This window comes from Flavobacterium eburneipallidum, assembly GCF_027111355.2.
Taxonomy (GTDB): domain Bacteria; phylum Bacteroidota; class Bacteroidia; order Flavobacteriales; family Flavobacteriaceae; genus Flavobacterium; species Flavobacterium eburneipallidum.
Map to the genome: position 1 here is coordinate 2,193,172 of NZ_CP114291.2, position 21,565 is coordinate 2,214,736.

Annotated in this window: 19 protein-coding genes and 1 tRNA gene; 10 read left to right on the plus strand and 10 right to left on the minus strand. The window is 32.6% G+C overall.

The window, feature by feature from the left end; translation table 11 throughout:
- Positions 1-73: 73 nt before the first annotated feature.
- Both OZP15_RS09195 and OZP15_RS09200 read right to left on the minus strand, forming a co-directional pair.
- Positions 74-418 carry a HepT-like ribonuclease domain-containing protein gene (locus OZP15_RS09195; protein WP_269225166.1) on the minus strand — a complete coding sequence of 115 codons (345 nt, stop codon included), beginning with the start codon at positions 416-418 and terminating at the stop codon, positions 74-76.
- On the minus strand, positions 408-695 hold the full coding sequence (locus OZP15_RS09200) for a nucleotidyltransferase family protein (protein ID WP_281335928.1): 288 nt from the start codon (positions 693-695) through the stop codon (positions 408-410). Before OZP15_RS09200 ends, OZP15_RS09195 begins: the two co-directional genes overlap by 11 nt.
- Before the next feature lie 480 nt (positions 696-1,175).
- On the opposite strand from OZP15_RS09200, the gene OZP15_RS09205 reads away from it, so the two are divergent.
- Positions 1,176-3,917, plus strand: coding sequence for an HD domain-containing protein (locus OZP15_RS09205; RefSeq protein WP_269225168.1), 2,742 nt, complete (start codon positions 1,176-1,178; stop codon positions 3,915-3,917).
- A 347-nt stretch (positions 3,918-4,264) separates the two neighbouring features.
- Here the strand turns inward: OZP15_RS09205 and OZP15_RS09210 are convergent, their stop codons facing one another.
- Together OZP15_RS09210 and OZP15_RS09215 are read right to left on the minus strand one after the other, a co-directional pair.
- A complete protein-coding gene (locus tag OZP15_RS09210; protein WP_269225169.1) occupies positions 4,265-4,567 on the minus strand; it encodes a type II toxin-antitoxin system RelE/ParE family toxin in 303 nt (100 codons plus the stop codon).
- Complete coding sequence (locus OZP15_RS09215; protein ID WP_269225170.1) at positions 4,564-4,788, minus strand: addiction module component CHP02574 family protein; 225 nt, start codon at positions 4,786-4,788, stop codon at positions 4,564-4,566. Before OZP15_RS09215 ends, OZP15_RS09210 begins: the two co-directional genes overlap by 4 nt.
- Positions 4,789-4,968: 180 nt before the next feature.
- Between OZP15_RS09215 and OZP15_RS09220 the strand changes: the two genes are divergently transcribed.
- The 5 genes from OZP15_RS09220 to OZP15_RS09240 all read left to right on the plus strand — a co-directional run bounded on the left by OZP15_RS09220 (position 4,969) and on the right by OZP15_RS09240 (position 8,457).
- Positions 4,969-6,051, plus strand: coding sequence for a PAS domain-containing sensor histidine kinase (locus OZP15_RS09220; RefSeq protein ID WP_269225171.1), 1,083 nt, complete (start codon positions 4,969-4,971; stop codon positions 6,049-6,051).
- A 57-nt stretch (positions 6,052-6,108) separates the two neighbouring features.
- Positions 6,109-6,708, plus strand: coding sequence for a nitroreductase family protein (locus tag OZP15_RS09225; RefSeq protein WP_269225172.1), 600 nt, complete (start codon positions 6,109-6,111; stop codon positions 6,706-6,708).
- Positions 6,709-6,718: 10 nt separating this feature from the next.
- The gene (locus OZP15_RS09230; RefSeq protein ID WP_269225173.1) at positions 6,719-7,222 is read left to right on the plus strand and encodes a hypothetical protein; all 504 of its coding nucleotides are present in this window, start codon (positions 6,719-6,721) and stop codon (positions 7,220-7,222) included.
- A 78-nt stretch (positions 7,223-7,300) separates the two neighbouring features.
- Positions 7,301-7,795: a DUF4199 domain-containing protein gene (locus tag OZP15_RS09235; protein WP_269225174.1), complete on the plus strand. Its 495-nt coding sequence runs from the start codon at positions 7,301-7,303 to the stop codon at positions 7,793-7,795.
- Positions 7,796-7,797: 2 nt separating this feature from the next.
- The gene (locus OZP15_RS09240; protein WP_269225175.1) at positions 7,798-8,457 is read left to right on the plus strand and encodes an HAD family hydrolase; all 660 of its coding nucleotides are present in this window, start codon (positions 7,798-7,800) and stop codon (positions 8,455-8,457) included.
- Between the two features lie 62 nt (positions 8,458-8,519).
- On the opposite strand, the gene OZP15_RS09245 is transcribed toward OZP15_RS09240, so the two are convergent.
- The 4 genes from OZP15_RS09245 to OZP15_RS09260 form a co-directional block, all read right to left on the minus strand.
- A tRNA-His gene (locus tag OZP15_RS09245) sits at positions 8,520-8,593 on the minus strand.
- A 63-nt stretch (positions 8,594-8,656) separates the two neighbouring features.
- Positions 8,657-9,373 (minus strand): bacillithiol biosynthesis deacetylase BshB1, encoded by a 717-nt coding sequence (gene bshB1, locus OZP15_RS09250; protein WP_269225176.1) that lies wholly within the window; start codon positions 9,371-9,373, stop codon positions 8,657-8,659.
- Between the two features lie 44 nt (positions 9,374-9,417).
- A complete protein-coding gene (locus OZP15_RS09255; RefSeq protein WP_269225177.1) occupies positions 9,418-10,473 on the minus strand; it encodes a chorismate-binding protein in 1,056 nt (351 codons plus the stop codon).
- Between the two features lie 2 nt (positions 10,474-10,475).
- Positions 10,476-10,910 carry a PaaI family thioesterase gene (locus OZP15_RS09260; protein WP_269225178.1) on the minus strand — a complete coding sequence of 145 codons (435 nt, stop codon included), beginning with the start codon at positions 10,908-10,910 and terminating at the stop codon, positions 10,476-10,478.
- Positions 10,911-11,200: 290 nt separating this feature from the next.
- On the opposite strand from OZP15_RS09260, the gene OZP15_RS09265 reads away from it, so the two are divergent.
- The 4 genes from OZP15_RS09265 (at position 11,201) to OZP15_RS09280 (ending at position 19,159) form a co-directional block, all read left to right on the plus strand.
- Positions 11,201-12,703: a hypothetical protein gene (locus OZP15_RS09265; protein WP_281335929.1), complete on the plus strand. Its 1,503-nt coding sequence runs from the start codon at positions 11,201-11,203 to the stop codon at positions 12,701-12,703.
- Between the two features lie 98 nt (positions 12,704-12,801).
- On the plus strand, positions 12,802-14,847 hold the full coding sequence (locus tag OZP15_RS09270; protein ID WP_281335930.1) for an endonuclease: 2,046 nt from the start codon (positions 12,802-12,804) through the stop codon (positions 14,845-14,847).
- A gap of 92 nt (positions 14,848-14,939) precedes the next feature.
- Positions 14,940-18,599, plus strand: coding sequence for a phosphoribosylformylglycinamidine synthase (purL, locus tag OZP15_RS09275; RefSeq protein WP_281335931.1), 3,660 nt, complete (start codon positions 14,940-14,942; stop codon positions 18,597-18,599).
- Between the two features lie 158 nt (positions 18,600-18,757).
- Positions 18,758-19,159 (plus strand): glyoxalase, encoded by a 402-nt coding sequence (locus OZP15_RS09280; protein ID WP_269225179.1) that lies wholly within the window; start codon positions 18,758-18,760, stop codon positions 19,157-19,159.
- 17 nt (positions 19,160-19,176) lie between these two features.
- Here OZP15_RS09280 and OZP15_RS09285 read toward each other — a convergent pair whose 3' ends face one another.
- A complete protein-coding gene (locus tag OZP15_RS09285) occupies positions 19,177-20,829 on the minus strand; it encodes a M1 family metallopeptidase (protein WP_281335932.1) in 1,653 nt (550 codons plus the stop codon).
- A gap of 100 nt (positions 20,830-20,929) precedes the next feature.
- Complete coding sequence (hisIE, locus tag OZP15_RS09290; RefSeq protein WP_281335933.1) at positions 20,930-21,526, minus strand: bifunctional phosphoribosyl-AMP cyclohydrolase/phosphoribosyl-ATP diphosphatase HisIE; 597 nt, start codon at positions 21,524-21,526, stop codon at positions 20,930-20,932.
- Positions 21,527-21,565: the final 39 nt, after the last annotated feature.

Sequence of the window (21,565 nt, forward strand, 5' to 3'; positions counted from 1 at the left end):
ATAAAAAACTTTGCCAAAGTTCTAAACTTTGGCAAAGTTGATACAAAACACTGGTCGAAAGGCTGGTGTTTTTTTATTCTAACGAATTTAAGATATGGTTTATTTGAATTTTGAAAGTAGGGATTGTTTCAAAAATAGTTTCCCAAACAAAACCGTTATCAACTGAAAAGTATTCGTGAACAATAAAATTACGCATTGATTTAGCACCACGCCAATCTACATCAGGAAATTTTTGTTTGATTTCCTCATCAATTTGTGAAATGGCTTCGCCTATGACAATAAAGTTTTTGAGAACGGCATCTTGTTTGAGCCAATCGCCAAGAAATTCTTCTTTGGTAGTTGAATTGGCAACTAATTCTAATTTTTCAATGGCTTCAAGGATATGCAAGAAGTAAATTTTATATTTTTCAGTTTTCATAAAAATACTTTACCTCTTTTAATACTTTTTCCTTGATAAATTTATTCAAGCCGTTTTCTGAAATTAAATCTACTTTCTTGTGTAGTTTTTCTTCTAACTCGAAATGAATTTTAGACAACGTAAACAAGCCAATAGGTTGGTGCAAGGAAAAAAGAATATCAATATCGCTATCGCTGTTTTCTTCGTTTCGAGCCACAGAACCAAACAGCCCTATCCTTTTGGGATGATACGGCTTTAAGGTTTCGATGATGATATGTAACTGACTTTTGGATAGCATAGTACAAATGTAATTAAAAATAAGTTTGGAAATTAAAACTTGAGAAATTACAAATCAAAGAACGTATTTAAATTTTTCTTATTGGTTTTAAGGGAATCAGAGTGAATTGGTTTCTTAAATAGTTCCTCAATAAAAAACTTTGCCAAAGTTATAAACTTTGGCAAAGTTGATACAAAACACTGGTCGAAAGGCTGGTGTTTTTTATGAGCAAAACGATTGATTTTAATAACAACTTTCCTCCCGCTGTATACCCTATCTTTTGGGCTGAACCCCTGCCCAAAAGGATATTGGCTCCCATCGGGGCTAAATGAAATATTATTATTTTTTAGTAGAAATGCTTTTCTTTGTAGGTAATATTGTTCATATGTTATTTAAAGACTATTATTTACTTAAATAAAAGTTATATATATTTACTATAATTATAACACAAAGACAGACCCAACTACATTTAGTTGATTTTTACTTCACCAAACAAAAAACATGAAATTACCAGCTAAATTTGAAGAAATATTAAAAACAAATCAAACCATTTATTCAATAGTATTGGATGTTATATCTACTTTCGAATTAATTTTTAATGATAATAAATTATACTTTTTTGAAGAATATACAAATCATGGTATAAACCATATAGAAAATGTTTTAGAAGCTTCCGAGTATATCATTACTGATGAATCTTTTAATAACATAACTTCTAATGAAATTGCTATTTTAATATATTCAATAATACTTCATGACTTGGGTATGCATATTGAATTGCCAACTTTTAATTCTTTATTGAATGGAGAATATGATAAATTAAAAATTGACATAATAGATTCAAAAACTTGGAAAGAATTATGGGATGATTATTTAAGTGAAGTAAAGAGATTCAGTTCTATTCAAAAGATGAATGTATTTGGTAATGAGTCAATACCATTCAACTTACCCAATTTAACAAATAAAGATAATTTAAATGGTTATGATAAAAAATTAATTGGAGAATTCATAAGACGAAATCATGGTAGATTTGCACAAGAAATTGCGTTATTCGGATTAAAAGGAGAAAATCAATTAATTGAATTTGGGACAAATAAATTAGATATTAAAACAAAGGAATTAGCCGGAATTTTAGCTAGAAGTCATAGTATGGATATTAGAGATACTTTTGATTATCTTAAAGACAATTACCATGATAGTTGGATAAATCCTCATAATATAAATATCATTTATCTAATGGTTGTTTTAAGGATTTCAGACTATATCCAAATCAATAATACTAGAGTAGATAAAATTCTTTTAAAATTAAAATCATTTAATAGTCCAATTTCAAAATTGGAAACTGAAACCCATTTAGCAATAAATTCAATTAATTTTAATCAAATTGATAGTGAAAAAATCTTTGTAGACTGTAGTCCAAATGATAGTGAAATGTATGTTAAAATAAAAACTCTCATAGGAGATATCCAAAATGAGTTTGATAAATCTTGGGCGATATTAGGAGAAATTTATGGTTTTATCCCAAAAAACAAACCAGCTATAAAATTTAGAAGAATTTCTTCTAATTTGGAAAGTAAATCTTTTTTAAACAAACTGAATTTTATTCCTGAAAAAATAACTTTTAAAGTTGACAATAATTTATCTAAATTATTAGTAGCTCCATTATATGGTGACAAACCTACTTTTGGAGTTCGAGAACTATTACAAAACTCGATTGATGCCTGTTTAGAAAGAAAAGAAATTGAATATTTCAATAAAAACTTTAATTATACTCCGTTAATTGAAATATCAATCGAAAGGATTAACGAAAATCAGAGTCTTTTCACTATTAAGGATAATGGAAAAGGAATGTCATCAAATGAAATAATAAATTATTTCTTAAATGTTGGAAATTCATTTAGAAAAAGTATGGATTGGAAAAAACAATTTGTAAATGAAGAAGGGAAATCAAAAATTAATAGAAATGGTAAGTTTGGCGTTGGAGTATTAGCTTCATTTTTATTGGGAAAAGAAATTAATGTTATTTCCAAAAGTCTGCTAAATAATGAAGCGCATTCATTTAAAGCTAGTATAGATTCCCAATTTATAAACATTTCAAAAACAGAAGAAGAAAGTTCTTTTGGAACAACTATTACAATTCTATTAAATAATGAAAATAGAGACAAATTATTATATCATACTACTGACAATTATTATGACAAATCAATCGAATGGACTAAATGGTTTTTATATGAAGAACCTAAAATAGTATATTCAGTTGATAAAGAAATTATAGAAATAAAAAACCACCTAAAAGGTATTAATTTGTTTGAATTTTCTACAGAAAATTTTGAAAAAATAAGTTGGTTTTATAAAAATGATTCATATTCAAAATTAATAGCATGCAATGGAATTATAATAACTGAAAAGTATTCTATAAACAGATTTAATATTAATAATAAAGAAGGTCATAATTGCATTTTAGTCAATAAACCCAACATTTTAGTAATTGATAAAGAGGGTGTTTTTCCAGTTAAATTAGACCGAAATGATGTAGATTGTGATGAATTTCCTTTTGAAGACGAATTGTTTTTAGAAACTGCAAAACACTTTATTGCACAATTATTAAATTTTGAAATTAAGAATGGAGAATTGAAAAATCATATTTTATTACATAACGTAAAAATTCTCTATAATTCTGAAGGATTTGTCTTAAATAGTGATTATTTTATTAATGGAATAAAGGACAAGTACAATTTAATTAGACTAATAACTGAAAATTCTAAAATTAAGATTGATTTAAAAAAATACAAAAACCATCTATTCTACATAGTTTTCAATGAAAAAATTCAATTAACCTATCAAGAATCAAATGTTGCTCCACAACATGGAGGTAGAATTATATTAAAAAAAGAAAATTTCAATCAACTGTTTAAAAGTACTGTCAAAAGATTACCTAATTATGTGAAAAATAACACAAAAATTATAGAAGAAGATGACGATTATGTTATTTATTCAATATATGACCATAATTTTGAATCAAATTTATTAAAGAGTCTAAAAGAAATTGATTTAGATATTTTATCAAAGGTTGGTTCTATTCAAGAAATAAAACCTAATTATTTCAACAATATAGGCGGTGAAATTCTTAATGAGTTATTTGCTAAATACATAAAAAATAATTTTGTAATTCCGTATGATTTAGAAAAACGAAAAGAAATTTACAAAGAAGCATTTAAAGAATTAGAATATTACATGAAATAAATATGACGTTTAGACCCTTCTCCACGAAGTGTTCCTTAAAACCGAGCTGCTGTGGGAACGTCTCCGACTTCGCACCCATTCCTAGATGTAGTTAAACTTTAAAACTTATTTATAGGCTTGTTTTTGTTGCTTATTGCAATAACTGTAAAATCAGGAGACTTCAATTTTAAACCCATCAAATTCGATAGGTTTAAAATCATTTTCCATTTAGTTAAAATCACCCCGACGTGATATATATGTACTAAAATATTCTTGTTTAACGTTAGTGCAGTTTTGCAAACTGTGCCCACAAACGAAAACAGAAAACACAAAAAAACCAAGCGAAATTGCTTGGTTTTTTTTGTGTTTTATAATCTATCGAGCCATTTATCAGGCGATAATGATGTATGAAATACACCTAGTAAAGTAATCGTTTTAGTTTTTTCATTAAGATGGTAATGCACTGCATAAGGAAAAATTTCGGTGTAGGCAGCTCTTACGGTTTTGTATTTGACTTGAAACAATAAAGGATTTTTAATAATGAAGTTCAATGTGATTCTAACTTCATTTGCAAATCGTTTCTCTAAACCTTTTTGTTGACTCTTGTACCAGTTTTTGACTTGCAATACATCATTTTTAACTTCCTTATGGTTAATTACCGTATAACTCATTCCTCATCCAAAACTTTAAAAAGTTCGTCAATAGGTTCTAGTTTATCAGGATTGTTTAAATCAGCTAAACGAGTATCTAAAATATCCTTTTGCCATTGTGGTAATTCTTGGTCAACATTTTCAATATTAGGATAATGCTTTTTTATATTTTCCCAATCTTCAATAGGAATAAAAACACCTGTCGGCAAACCGTTATAATCTTGAATAATTTGTGTTCTCATAACTATAATAAATTTACTTTTTTTCAAAGTTACAAAAAAACTTATTACTTAAAACGTCTTTTAAACAGACTTTCCATTTAGTTAAAATCACTCCATCCTTTCCTTCCTAAATAATTATTAGTTAAATTTGGAAATCATCATTACTGTTGAACACAGTATTAGTAACTATTTTCCAACTCCATGACAATAAAAAACAGTTCAGATAAAGAATATCATTTTGATAATTTTTTCAACATCTCGGCAGATTTGATTTGTATTGCTGGGTTTGATGGTTATTTTAAAAGAATAAATCCTGCTGTTTCTAAATTATTAGGCTTCTCGGATGAAGAATTATATGCTCGTCCGATACATACTTTTGTTTATGCACCTGATTTAAAAACTACATTAGAAACTAGAGAGGAAGTTTATAAAAACAAGCCGCTATTGCATTTCGAAAACCGTTATTTAACTAAAACTGGTGAGATTGTTTGGTTATCTTGGACATCAATGCCTGTTGAGGATGAAAAATTAGTGTATGCCATTGCCAAAAACATTACACACAAAAAACGCATTGAAGAAGAACGAAACCTTCTGTTGGCCAATTTGACCAAAATCAATAAAGACCTCAAGCATTTGTCTTACACCACTTCGCATGATTTGAAGTCGCCTGTAAATAATTTGCTATCCGTATTTAATCTTATTGATACGTCTAAAATAAATGACGAAGAGACAATAGAGTTTATCAATATCTTAAAAATATCTACAGAGCGTTTGAGTGAAACCTTAAAAAATTCGGTGGATGATTTGATCCATAAAGAGGAGTTAAATGCTCCTATCGAGGTATTGAATTTGAATGAGAATTTGAATGAAGTAATACTTTCTATCAACTCCTTAATCGCCAATTCAAAAATTAAAATTGATGTTGATTTCACTGAACTTGTTGAAGTTAATTTCAATAAAGAATATCTAAAAAGCATCTATCTAAACCTAATTACCAATTCGATAAAATACTCCAAACCAGATACTTTTCCAGCCATTACGATTAGTTCTAAAAAAGTGAATGGAAAGAGCCAGTTAATCTATTCGGATAATGGATTGGGATTTGATATGGATAAGGTGCGTGATAAAATTTTTGGTTTGCACCAAAAATTTCATAATCATATTGATAGTAATGGTATTGGTCTTTACTTGATTTACAATCATATTACCAATTTAGGCGGTCGTATTGAAGTAGAAAGTAAAATAAACGAAGGAACAAAATTTACAATAACCTTCAAGGACTAAAATAGAAAGCAAGTATTCTATAACTTTGTGCTATTAAAAACGTTTAAAAGTAAAGTAATGAATATTCTAAAATTAATTGAAAAAAGATATACCGCCAAACAATACAATCCAAGCAAAACCATACCAAAAGAGACCATCGAAGAATTGAAGGAAATTTTACGCCTCACACCTTCTTCGATAAACATCCAACCTTGGAAATTTACCTTCGTTCAAAATCCAGAAATCAAAGCCAAATTAGCTTCGGTTTCGATGCACAATGCAGAGAAAGTCAATCAAGCTCCACTGCTAATTGTATTTAGCGTAGCCGACGATTTGGATACTTTTCAAAAAATAGTGGACAACGAATTACCAGCTGCCAGAAGAGATTGGTACAACCAAATGAAAGCCAGTATGTCTGAATCCGAATTGAAAATATGGTTATCCAAACAATTGTATATCGCCTTGGGAGTTGGTTTAACTTCAAGTGCTGCATTAGGCCTAGACTCTACTGCTATGGAAGGAATTGAATCAGATAAATACGGCACTATTCTTAATCTTAAAGGCTTCAAACCCTTATTTGCTATGGCAGTAGGTTATGCTGCCGAAGACGATTTTAATAGACTAGAAGTTGCTCCTAAATCCAGAAGAGTATTAGAAAGTGTAATAGAAACTATTTAAATCAAAATCGATGTCAAAACGAGATGAATTACACCAATTTCCGCTCTATCAAAAAGCAGAACAAATTTTAAAAATCACCCAAGGATTAGTAGAAGTTGTTCCTGTTGATAACGAATTTTTGCAAGAAACAACGGTTCGTTTTATGTTAGAAAATGCCATGATCATCCCTGCAAAAATTGCTGGAGCTTATGCTGTCGAATTGTATGATTTGAAAATGGAAAACGCCACAATTATCAGAAAAGCGGCTCGTGAATTAAGTGTTTATGCTGGTAGCTTGCGCTTTGAAGAAGCTATTTTAGACAAAGACTACATTTATATATTAAGAAATGAAATTGAGGAATTCCGACTCTTGTTTATTGACTGGGTAGCTAGTTTTGATCAATGGAATTACATCAAAGACAATTGGGGCTTGTTCAATCCTCCAGGTGTAAATGCTCACGATAAAGATCCTGATGATGATATTCCTTTTGATCCCAATGATTTTTTGAATTTTGACGAAGATAATGAAGACTGATTTTTTTGAAAATTAAAAATTAATTGTTAGATTAAACATTTCATTATCTTTGATTTGCAAAACAAAATAATCTGATTTATGAAAAACAACATCCTCAAAAACGGAATTTTAGGCGGGATAATGGTCAGTGTTATAATGATTGCCATGACCCTTTTTATGAAAACATATCCAGATCAAGAACCGAGTTCAATACTTGGTTTTGGCAGTATGCTTTTGGTATTTGTCTTTGTGATATTAGGAATAAAAAAACAGCGCGAAATCAATAAGGGCAGTTTAAGTTTTGGAGAAGGATTCCTAACAGGATTATATATTTCATTAGTAATTTCAATAATTTACGTTGTTGTTTGGTTACTAATTTATTACAATTTTTTTCCTGATTTTATGGAACAGTATAGCAAAATGGTACTAAAAAATACCAGTCCCGAAGAACTCGCTGACAAAACCGCCGAAATGAATCAAATGAAGGAATGGTATAAAAGTCCGATAATGATTATTTTACTAACTTTTATAGAAGTCTTGCCATTAGGAATTGTTGTTTCTTTGATTGGTGCTTATATTTACAAGAAAAAATAAAAATGAAATTCAAAGGAATTATTTTTGATTTAGACGGAACATTGGTCGATTCATTAGAAGATATTGCAGATGCAATGAATGAAGTACTTCAAAGTCTAAACTTCCCTACACACAATTATGATACTTACCAATATTTTATAGGAAGCGGTCTTCGGAATTTGGTTAGCAAAGCTTTACCTGCTACAAATAATGATGAAAACCAAATTGATAGTTGTTATGTCTCAATGATTGAAGTGTATAGCAATGCTTGTGCAAACAAAACCAAACCTTATGCAGGAATCATCGAATTATTAGACTATCTAATAAACGAAAATATAAAATTGAGTGTGTTTTCAAATAAAGCGGATGCACTAACCAAGGAAATTACAATGGCTTTGTTTCCTAATTATTTTGATCCAATAGTAGGCTTAAGTGTAGAATCGAACAAAAAACCCAATCCTATTGAAGCTATAGCAATCAGTGAAAAATGGAAATTAAATCCCGAAGACATCATCTTTGTAGGTGATTCTGGAATTGATATGCAAACCGCAACAAATGCTAATATGTGTGCCGTAGGTGTCAATTGGGGATATAGACCAGAAGAAGAATTGATTACTTATGGCGCAAAATACATCTTAAAACATCCTTTAGATTTAATTGCTGTTTTAGGAAAAATTCTCTAATAAATCGCAAAACTTTATTCCACAAAAAAAGCTTCGAATTTCTTCGAAGCTTTTGCATTCTGGGTGGCTGACCGGGTTCGAACCGGCGACCCGCGGCACCACAAACCGCTACTCTAACCAACTGAGCTACAACCACCATTTTTTAACGAGTGCAAAGATATGATTAAAGTTGGTTTTTGCAAAGAAAATTTAAAAAAAATTATATCAAATCTCCTAAACTATTGACTCCCAAATGCCTTTCTACAGTAAAACCTTCGGCATAATCAGTTCCTATTAACCTTCCAAAGTCTTGAACTCGATAATTAAGGCTATCCATGAAGTTTTTGGTGGCAATTGGCGTTTCAGGTTCATCTGAATTGGGATTATAAAATTGCGATCCATAAGCCAAAATAGATTCGATTCGTTTTTCGTTATAACCAGTAATGTCCACCACAAAATCAGGTGTACTATTTTTCCACTGAATGTAATGATAGACTAATTTAGGTCGCCAAGCTTCTTGTTTTGTTCCTTGATATTCAGTTTCAATTCGCATCAAACCTGACAAAAAACAAGCATCAGAAACTAATTTACTTCCTTTTCCGTGATCGATATGACGGTCGTCTATGGCATTGCAAATCACTATTTCAGGTTGGTATTTCCGAATCATTTCGATAATTTTTAACTGATGTGCTTCGTCATTCACAAAAAAACCATCTCGCATATCTAAATTTTCACGAATAGCAACTCCTAGTATTTTTGCTGCAGCAGCCGCTTCCTGATTTCTAATGGCAACCGAACCACGAGTTCCGAGTTCGCCACGTGTTAAATCAATAATACCTACTTTTTTGCCTAATGCGATTTCCTTGGCTAATGTTCCGCCACAACCCAATTCTACATCATCTGGATGTGCACCGAATGCTAATATGTCTAATTTCATTTTTAAAAAAATTTTAGATTTTAGAATTTAGATTTCAGAATTAATTATGATTCAAAATCCAAAACCTTTTTCATCGTTGTTGATTTATTAATGCTTTCCTCCCACTCTTTTTCGGGAACACTGTCTTTTGTAATGCCGCAACCCATAAATAAATACGCTTGGCAATTCTCAATTTCCATGCAACGTAAATTTACAAACAAATCGGTTTTGTTTTCTATATTCAATTCTCCTAGAAAACCAGTGTAAAAAGTCCGATTGTAATTTTCATTTTCCATAATAAAAGCCTTTGATTTGTCTTTTGGCAACCCACAAACCGCAGGCGTTGGATGCAATAATTGAATTACTTGTTGCAAACTCGAACTGGAATTCAATGTTCCTGAAATATCGGTTTTAATATGCCAAATACTTCCTGCTTTAATGCTGTATGGTTCAGAAACCAAAACTTCTGAAGCAACATTTTTCAGCTTTTCTACAATATAATCGGTAACAATTTTTTGTTCTTCTTGTTCTTTATTCGCCCAAAAAACTTCATTAGATCCTTTGTCTTTTTGCGTTCCCGCCAAAGCAATGGTTTGAAAATTAATAGTATCAGCCTTCAACAATTGTTCAGGAGTTGCTCCTAGCCAAATTCCAACTTTTGGATGGTAAAAACAATACACAAAAGTAGTTGGATATAAATTTGCTAACTTTTCAAAAGTTGTAATTACATCAAAATCGACCAAATTCAGGATTTCTTTTCGAGATATCACTACTTTTTTGAATTCGTTATTTTCAATGGCTTGAATGCCTTTGGAAACCAAATTTTTGAAATTATTCTTTTCTAATTCATTTGGAAAATCTGACTCTTTTTCTGAAACTAAAATCTCTTTTTTTTGAAAAACTGCATTGATTGTTTCCGACTGATTTTCAGGAATTAAAAAGGTTTTATTCCCGTCAAAAGAAGCAAAAACAAAACCTTTTTCGTTAAAATTATTAACTTCAAATAAAGTGTCATTTTGTTGAAAAAGACCAGAAACAATATCACTATTCGGTTTTTTATAAAGTACAAAAGGAAGATTTTGAGCCAATTGATTTTTGGCTTTTTTTAAAATTACTTCCATTTTTATTGAATCCCTTTTTTTGTTGGCAAAATCATATTCGTCAATTTACAAACTGAAATTAGAGTATCATTTTCATCTGTGATTCTAATTTCCCACAAGTGAATGCTACGTCCTTTATGAATGATTCTAGATGTTGCGGTTACTATTCCGCTACGTTTGGCTTTGACATGATTAGCCGAAATTTCTATTCCACGCATTTCGCTAACTTCAGGATTGATATATAAAAAAGAAGCAGCACTCCCCACGCTTTCTGCCAAAGCTACTGAAGCACCTCCGTGCAACAAACCCATTGGCTGATGGACAGTAGGATTTACAGGCATTGTAGCCGTCAGAAAATCAGGACCTGCATCTACATATTCAATATTTAAAGTTTGCATTAAGGTATTTTTCGAAATTCTATTGCAAAATTCGAGGAATTTATCTTTATCGAATGTCATTGGTTTTATTTTAAAAATGTAAATTTAAGGAAAAGTGAATAGAAAGAATTCCGATTTAAAAGTTTTCGCCACGAATTACACGAAAAACCACAAATTAAAACTAGTTTTTAATTTCACAAATTCTCATAACAGATAGAATTCGTGAAATTCAATTTCAATTTTAAAAAATTAGTGATAATTGGTGGAATTCGTGGCTGTTATTTTTTGTTTTTAAAACGAATGCCTTGCAAAAATACTAATCACACTTGATACGTACTAGTTTTTTCCTATTTTTACAAAAAATATAACAAATGCGTCAGCTTACTTTTCTGTTTTTTATTGGAATTCTTATCACTATCTGCTCTTGTCGTGCCGATTTTGAAACTGTAGCCAGTAGTGGAGATTTAACTTTTTCGAAAGATACTATTTATTTAGACACCGTTTTTTCTACGATTAGCTCTAGTACTTACACCTTAAAAGTGTACAATAAAAGTAAAAATGACATCAACATTCCAAGTATTAAATTAGGCAAAGGATTGAATTCTAAATACCGAATGACCGTTGACGGAATGCAAGGCAATCAAGGCAAACTATTCGAAAATGTAACCCTTTTAGCCAAAGACAGTTTGTATATTTTTATTGAAACTACACCCAATATTGCCGACGCTAACCCAACTAATTTTTTATACACGGATCAAATTCAATTTGATGGCGGAACTAATCTTCAAAAAGTAGAATTAGTAACATTGGTTCAAGATGCTATTTTTCTTTATCCTGAAAAATATGCGGATGGAACAACCGAAACAGTTCCTTTTGGCGAAGAAACAGTTCAGGGATTTTATCTTAATGAAAACGATCCAATTCATGGTAATGAATTGCATTTTACCAATCAAAAAGCATACGTAATTTATGGTTATGCCACCGTTCCTACGGGGAAAACTGCCATTTTTGATGCTGGAGCTAGAGTTTATTTTCATGCCAATTCAGGTCTAATTGTTTCCTCAAACGCCACAATAAATGTTAATGGAGAGAAATCTTCAACCGAAAAACTAGAAAAAGAAGTTGTTTTTAGCAGTGATCGTTTGCAACCCGATTTTGGTTATATTCCAGGACAATGGGGAACGGTTTGGTTACAAAAAGGAAGTACTAACAACAAAATTCAAAACCTTAGCCTTAAAAATGCAAGCATTGGATTATTAGTGGATGAGAACACGCTTTCGATAAAAAATACCCAGATTTATAATTGCACAAATTATGGAATTCAAGCCAAAAATGCGTTGATTGAAGGCGAAAATATTGTTATCAATTACACTGGTTTAGCTAGTTTGGCCTGTACGTATGGAGGAAATTACAAATTCATGCATTGCACCTTCAATAATAATTGGAATAGCTCTAGCCAAGTGGCGGTTTTAGTAAGCAATTATTCTATTGGAGCGACTCCAGAAATGAAAGATTTGACCGCAGCAACATTCAATAATTGTATCATTTATGGTACTTATACAAACGAATTGGCTTTAAACAAAAAAGAAGGAGCCGCATTCGAATACCAATTTAATAATTGCTTGATAAAATACAATACTAGCTCGGATCCATTGTATCAATTTGCTTCTGATCCAACACATTACAACGGAATTATTCAAAATTTGAACCCAAAATTTTTCAATCCAAATATCAACAATTTTACCATTGAAAATAGTTCTCCAGCTTTTGCCAAAGGGAATCCAGCCTATTTAATCCCGCTTGATATTATTGGAAACACAAGAACATTACCCCCAGATTTAGGAGCTTACCAGACTAAAGATTTTCCGAAATAATGTTGTTAACTTAACACTAACGAATAGAAATACTGGTTGAGTTTTAAATAATTTTGCTTTCTCTTAAATCGGAACTAAATCTAAAAAATAAATTTTATATGAAGCTAAAACTACTATTTTTTTCGCTACTTTTTTCAGTCCTTTCTTTTGCCCAGATTCCAGCAGGTTACTATACTTCTGCTACTGGAACAGGATATATTTTGAAAACACAGCTATTTAATATCATAAAAGGACACACTGATAATGGTTATGATGGTTTATACAACACCTACCAAACATCAGACAGAGATAATTTTTATGAAAATGACGGAACTATTTTAGATATGTATTCTGAAAATCCAATAGCAACAGATCCATACACCTATTCTGCTGGAACAACAAATCGATGTGGGAATTATTCTGTAGAAGGCGACTGTTACAATAGAGAGCACATTATTCCGCAATCGGTTTTTAATGAGGCCTCTCCGATGAAAAATGATGCACATTTCGTCACACCCACAGATGGCAAAGTTAACGGACAAAGATCTAATTATCCACACGGAACTGTTGCAAGTGCAAATTGGACTTCTTTAAACGGAAGTAAGCGAGGTACAAGTGCTGTTTCTGGTTATTCTGGGATTGTTTTTGAACCAATAGATGAATTCAAAGGCGATATAGCTCGAATGTATTTTTATTTTGCCACTCGTTATGAAAATACAGTTTCAAACTATAGTTTCGATATGTTTGATGGCTCAAGTAATAAAGTATTTACAACTGCATTTCTAAATATGCTTTTAGCTTGGCATGCGCAAGACCCTGTAAATGCTAGAGAAATTGCACGTAACAACGCTATTTATGCGCAACAAAACAATAGAAATCCATTCATTGACCATCCAGAATATGCACAAGCAATTTGGAACCCAAATGCCGATACGCAAGCACCATCAGCAGCTTCTAATATAACCGTTACAGGAACTACAGCCAATACCATTTCTTTGAGTTGGACAGCAGCAACCGATAATGTAGCTGTAACCAGTTATGCTATTTACATGAACGGTATTTTAAAAACTTCAGTTTCAGGATTGACAGCTACAATTACTGGACTTTCAGCATCTACAACTTATTCATTTTATGTAGTTGCAAAAGATGCAGCCTTTAATTCCTCACCAGCAAGTAATACCACAAATGGTACAACAAACGTAATTATTCCTGATACTCAAAATCCAACTGCTCCGACTAACTTAACCATTTCAGGAAGTTCTTCCAGTACCCTATCCTTGAATTGGACTGCCAGTTCCGATAATATTGGAGTAAGTAGTTATGAAATCTATGTGAATTCTGTACTAAAAACTTCGGTTTCTGGAGTAAATGCCATTGTAAACGGGCTTACACCCGCAACAACCTATACATTTTATGTAATTGCTAAAGATGCCGCAGGAAATAGTTCTGCATCAAGTAATACTGCTAATGGCACAACTACAGCTGCAACTACTTCTTGTGCTAGCGAAAGTTTCGAAAACATTCCAGATGTAGCCTCTAATTATGCTATTAGAACATGGACTGGAGACACTGGTTTGGATTGGACAGCAACTGATGCTCGTACAGATCAAAAAATTAATACTACAAAAGCAATTTGTATTCGAAATGGATCACTGACAGCATCTACAGCATCCAATGGAATTGGCAATCTGACAGTTACTACTAAACTAATATTCGGAACTACTAGCGGAAGTTTTACCCTACGTGTCAATGGTAATAGTGTCGGAACAATTCCTTACAGCACAACAGAAACTACAACAACTATTACAGGAATTAATACATCTGGAGATGTAATTATCAGTATAACTGATAATAGCATTACTGCAAATCGTGTGGCTTTTGATGATCTTTCTTGGACTTGTTATTCTGGTTTAGGATTAGAAAATTCAAACCAAAAGGAATTCAAAATCTATCCAAATCCGTCCAAAGAAAATTTCAATATTCTATTTGATGATTCTAATAGTATGCATTCAGTAGAAATATTCTCATTATCAGGACAAAAAGTTTTCGAAAAAAAGGATACAAATAACAGTTCCATTTTGGTCACCAATCTTCCTAAAGGTACTTATCTGATAAAGGTTAGCCAAGACTCAAAGTCAACAACCGAAAAAATTATTATCAATTAAATACAAAGCGTCCCGATAAAAATTGGGACGCTTTTTTTTTAAATCTTAATTGACTAAATTTGCGCACAAAACAACGCTAACGATCAATCAAGATGATTCATTTCTTTGAAAACCAAAGCAAGACGCTTTTCGCAGTTCAAACGCAAGACCTCCTTTCTGTTCAAGACATTTCAAAACTTAACTGGCTTTTTGCCGACGCAAATAAAATAGAGAAATCCGTATTGTCGGATTTTTTTGTTGGGCCTCGTGCCACTATGATTACGCCTTGGAGCACTAATGCGGTCGAAATTACTCAAAATATGGGGATTTCAGGAATCATTCGTATCGAAGAATTTCATCCTGCAACGGAAGATTTCACGGATTTTGACCCAATGCTTTCTCAAAAATACACCGAATTAAATCAAGATATTTTCACCATAAATGTACAGCCTGAAGCTATTTTGGATATTGAAGATATTGCTGCTTATAACAAACAAGAAGGTTTGGCTTTAAGTTCAGAAGAAGTAGACTATTTAGATAATTTAGCTACCAAATTAGGTAGAAAACTAACCGATTCTGAAATTTTCGCTTTCTCTCAAGCCAATTCAGAACACTGTCGTCACAAAATTTTCAACGGAACTTTTGTAATTGACGGAGTGGAAAAAGAAACCTCTCTTTTTAAATTAATCAAGAAAACATCACAGGAAAACCCTAACGATATTGTTTCGGCTTACAAAGACAACGTTGCATTTGTAAAAGGACCAAGAGTACAGCAATTTGCGCCAAAAACGGCTGACAAACCTGATTTTTACGAAATAAAAGAATTTGATTCAGTTATCTCATTAAAAGCAGAAACACACAATTTCCCAACCACTGTGGAGCCTTTCAACGGAGCTGCAACAGGATCTGGAGGAGAAATTCGTGACCGTTTGGCTGGTGGACAAGGTTCGTTGCCAATGGCAGGGACTGCGGTTTACATGACTTCTTACTCAAGATTGGAAGAAAACAGACCTTGGGAAGATGCTGTAGCCGAAAGAAAATGGTTGTACCAGACTCCAATGGATATTTTAATCAAAGCATCCAACGGAGCTTCTGATTTTGGAAATAAATTCGGTCAACCGCTTATTACAGGTTCTGTTTTGACTTTCGAACATGAAGAAAACAACCGTAAAATTGGTTATGATAAAGTAATCATGCAAGCAGGTGGAATTGGTTACGGAAAATTAAACCAGGCAATCAAACACAAACCACAAGAAGGCGATAAAATTGTTATTCTTGGTGGAGAAAATTATAGAATTGGAATGGGTGGAGCTGCAGTTTCTTCAGCAGACACGGGAGCTTTTGGTTCAGGAATTGAATTAAACGCCATCCAGCGTTCCAACCCAGAAATGCAAAAACGTGCTGCTAATGCCATTCGTGGTTTGGTGGAAAGCGATAACAACCCTATTGTTTCTATTCACGATCACGGAGCTGGAGGACACTTAAACTGTCTTTCGGAATTGGTGGAAGATACCGGAGGATTGATTGATTTGGATAAATTGCCTGTAGGCGATCCTACTCTTTCGGCAAAAGAAATTATTGGTAACGAATCTCAGGAAAGAATGGGATTGGTTATTGGTAAAAAAGATATCGACATTTTACAAAGAATTGCAGACAGAGAGCGTTCGCCAATGTATCAGGTGGGTGATGTAACTGGTGACCACCGTTTTACTTTCGAATCAAAATCGACTGGTGCAAAACCAATGGATTATGCTTTGGAAGATTTCTTTGGTAGTTCTCCAAAAACAGTAATGACTGATAAAACTATCGATTACAATTATTCAGGATTAGAGTATTCAAAAGACAAAATTGCTACTTATTTAGAGCAGGTTTTACAACTGGAAGCTGTAGCTTCTAAAGACTGGTTGACTAATAAAGTTGACCGTTGTGTAGGTGGAAAAGTAGCCAAACAACAAACGGCTGGACAATTGCAATTGCCATTGAACAACTGTGGTGTAATGGCTTTGGATTTCCAGGGAAAAGAAGGAATTGCAACCTCTATTGGGCACTCTCCTATTGCATCGTTAATTGATCCAGTTGCTGGTACAAGAACGGCTATTGCTGAATCATTATCAAACATTGTCTGGGCTCCAATTAAACACGGATTGAAAGGAATTTCACTGTCGGCTAACTGGATGTGGGCTTGTAAAAATGAAGGTGAAGATGCTCGTTTGTACGCTGCTGTTGAAGCTTGTTCTGATTTTGCAATCGAATTGGGAATCAATATTCCAACAGGAAAAGATTCGCTTTCGATGAAACAAAAATATCCAAATGACGAAGTAATTGCACCGGGAACGGTAATTATTTCGGCAGGTGGAAACTGTACTGATATTAGAAAGGTAGTAGAGCCAGTTTTACAAAAAGACGGTGGTTCTATTTATTATATCAATTTGTCTCAGGATGATTTCAAATTAGGAGGTTCTTCTTTAGCACAAACGTTGAACGCTATTGGAAACGAAGCGCCAACTATCAAAGACGCTGCTTTCTTTAAAAATGCATTCAACACCTTACAGGAATTGATTTTAGACAATCAAATCTTGGCAGGACACGACATTGGAAGTGGTGGCTTAATTACTACTTTATTAGAAATGTGTTTTGCTGATGTGAATTTGGGAGCAAAAATTGATTTCTCTGTTTTCGAAGAAAAAGATATTATCAAATATTTATTCTCTGAAAATATTGCTGTTGTTTTCCAAGCCAATTCTGATGAAGCTGTTGAAGCTAAATTGAAAGCAAACAATGTAACTTTCTACAAATTAGGAAACGCAACAACTGAAGCTACTTTAGACTTTGGAGGTTGTCAATTAGACATTGCAAAATACAGAGATATTTGGTTTAAAACATCATTCTTATTAGACCAAAGACAATCTAAAAACGGAACGGCACAAGAGCGTTATGACAACTATAAAAACCAAGCATTAAACTATACTTTCCCAACTCATTTCACAGGAAAAGCACCTGTAATTGACAATTCAAAACCTCGACCAAAAGCAGCTATTATTCGTGAAAAAGGAAGTAATTCGGAACGTGAAATGGCAAACGCCATGTACTTGGCAGGATTTGATGTAAAAGACGTTCACATGACCGATTTAATTTCGGGTCGTGAAACATTAGAAGACATTCAGTTTATTGGAGCTGTTGGAGGATTCTCTAATTCAGATGTTTTAGGTTCTGCCAAAGGTTGGGCTGGAGCATTCAAATACAATGAAAAAGCCAATACAGCCTTGAAAAATTTCTTTAAAAGAGAAGATACTTTATCGGTTGGAATCTGTAACGGTTGCCAGTTATTTATGGAATTAGAAGTAATTAATCCAGAACATAAAGTACACGGAAAAATGCTTCATAATGACAGTAACAAACACGAAAGTATTTTTACATCAGTAACTATTCAGGAAAACAAATCGGTGATGTTATCTACTTTGGCTGGAAGCACGCTTGGAGTTTGGGTTTCTCACGGTGAAGGAAAATTCAATTTACCAGAACCAGAAGCCAACTACAACATTGTTGGAAAATACGGTTACGATAGCTATCCTGCAAATCCTAATGGTTCTGATTTTAACACTGCTATGTTGTGTGATACAACAGGCCGTCACTTGGTAATGATGCCACATATTGAGCGTTCTACGTTCCAATGGAACTGGGCTAATTATCCAAAAGACAGAAACGACGAAGTTACGCCTTGGCACGAAGCCTTTGTAAATGCCAAATTGTGGATTGAAAAAAATCAAAAATAACAACCTAAAAACTCCATTAAATTATGGAGTTTTTTTTTGGTTTTATTTGAAATTGTGTATGGTAATAACTCTTGAAAAGATTCAAATGTTAATATCTAAAAAAAACTTATTTTTCAAACTTCAACAACTGCTTTTTACTTATATTTAAAGAAAAAATCATGAATCAGAGAGATACTTTTTTAAAAGAATTTAGAGGCGAAACTATTGGTACTGTAAGTGATCAATCCTCATCGGATGAATTGTTTCAAAATCAGGTTTTGCGTCCTATTTTAAAGCTTCAAAACGATTTATTTATTGCTTCTTTCATCAATCATTTAGGCAAAAACAGAATTGATTTTAATTCTTTTTCTGTTGACAAAAAACTAACTACGATTGAAAATGCTATTCAAAAAGACATCAAGTTTCGTAATGCGCTCAAAGGAATGATTATCGCTTTGTTTACAATCGAGGAATATGCAATTTACATCAAAAATTCATCCAGTCTTAATAAAAGGATGATGGGAATGCTTATCGAAAGATTAAAAAACCAAGTGCAATTGTTTGAATTAGATGGGATTTAGTCTTCTTATTTGAATAATCAGTTCATCTTTGAAAAATTCACATAAAAATCCTTATCGACTTCAAGTTTCATTTTTTTGGAATTTTGTGACAAAGTAGTCCATTCTGTTTGTGGTTTTAACCATTTTGCTTTACCATTTAGAATTACTTTTACTGGAATATCAAAACCAGCAACACAGTTTGTCCAACGATAAGAAAGTGTTTTATTTATTAATTTATATTCAAAAGTCGGAATTCGAATATCTCTTAAATATTGATTGAAAAACGAATCTAAATCCAAACCAACTGCTTGAGACAAATAATCTTCAATTTGTTTGGTCGTAACCGTTTGGTGGTAAAAAGTACTATTCAAACCTCGCAAAATAGTTCTCCATTTTTCGTCATCATTCACGATTTGACGCAAAGTGTGTAACATATTTGCCCCTTTTGTGTACATATCGCCAGAGCCTTCGCTATTTACATCGTATTTACCTATAATAGGTTTTGTATTTTCAATTTCATTCCGCTGTCCTCTTACATATTCTGAACCTGCTTTATTTCCATAATAGAATTCAACAAACAAATTTTCAGAATAACAGGTAAAACTTTCGTGAATCCACATATCAGCGATGTCTTTGTATGTAATATTGTTAGCAAACCATTCGTGACCCGATTCGTGAATGATGATGTAATCAAATTTCATTCCCCAGCCTGATTTGCTTCTATCCGTTCCTAAATATCCATTCTGATAGTGATTCCCATACGTAACGCTACTTTGATGTTCCATTCCTAAATAAGGAGCTTCAACTAACTTGAAACTGTCTTCATAAAAAGGATAAGAACCAAACCAATGTTCGAAAGCTTTCAACATTCGAGGTACTTCTTTGAAATGCTTTTTGGCTTTTTCTAAATTGTCTTTCAATACATAATACTGACAATCTAAATCGCCTTTTTCACCTTTATACACTTCTGAAAATGAAGTATAATCACCAATATTGATGTTCACACCATAATTATTAATAGGATTGGAAACAGTCCAAGTAAAGGTCTTTGTCCCGTCTTCTAAATTCGTAACGCCTTGCAAACGACCATTAGAAACATCCATCAAATTGTTTGGAACATTGACACTAATAAGCATTTCATCCACTTCGTCGTACATGTGGTCTTTGTTCGGCCACCAAACACTAGCACCCAAACCTTGACAAGTAGAAGCGATAAAAGATTTACCATTTTTGTCTTTACTCCAAGTAATTCCTCCGTCCCAAGGCGGATTGATAGCAACTTTAGGTTTTCCGTTATAAAAGACAACAACTTCTTTGGTTTCGCCAATATTTTGTGGTGCAATCAATTTAATAAAGAACGCATTTCCATCTCTTTCGATTTTTAATTCTTTTCCGTCTTGAATTACTTTGGAAATTTGCATTGGTTTTTGCAAGTCAATTTGCATACTGTTATACGATTTCAAAACTTGATATCGAATCGTATTCGAACCCGAAATTGTACTATCAGCAGGATTTACTTTAATATCAAGATGGTATTTTTTCAAATCCCACCATGCTCTTTCGGTAGTAATACTGCCTCGTAGGTTATCCTGTCTAGTGAATTTTTGAATCTTCTCACCGAGAAGACCTTGTGCTTGAATTGCGTTTGAAATCAAAAATCCGATACAAATTAATTTGAAATATTTTTCCATTTATCAGGCAGTTTTACTCAAAATTACAAACTATTTACCAATAAAAAAGTCCAATAGCAAAATGAATTACTATTGGACTTTTAGTTTTTTTAAAAGAATTTTATTTCTGACGTGCTTTCAAAACATTCACCACATCATTTAATTCAAAACCTTTGGCTTGTAACAAAATCAAGTAATGAAAAAGTAAATCAGCACTTTCATCTAGGAATAAATGATCGTTATTGTCTTTAGCTTCGATTACTACTTCTACAGCTTCTTCTCCTACTTTTTGAGCTATTTTATTGATTCCTTTTTCAAATAAAGAAGCTACATAACTTTTTTCAGAATCTGCATTTTCTCTGCGGGTTTTGATAGTGCTTTCCAAAGTTGAAATAAAACCAAAATCCGATTTGTTTTCTGTTTGCCAACAAGTATCTGCACCAGTATGACAAGTAGGGCCAACGGGTTTTGCCTGAATCAAAAGCGTGTCGCCATCGCAATCATTTTTAATATCAACTAGTTCTAAAAAGTTGCCACTCTCCTCGCCTTTTGTCCAAAGTCTTTGTTTGGAACGGCTGAAAAAAGTCACTTTTTGAGTTTCAATTGTTTTTTGAAGTGATTCTTCGTTCATATAGCCCAACATCAGGACGTTTTTGGTTTCTGAATCCTGAATAATCGCTGGAATTAAACCGTGTGCGCTTTTGATATCTATGTTCATTTTTATTTTTTTTAAAGAAAAAAGAAATAAGAGAATAGA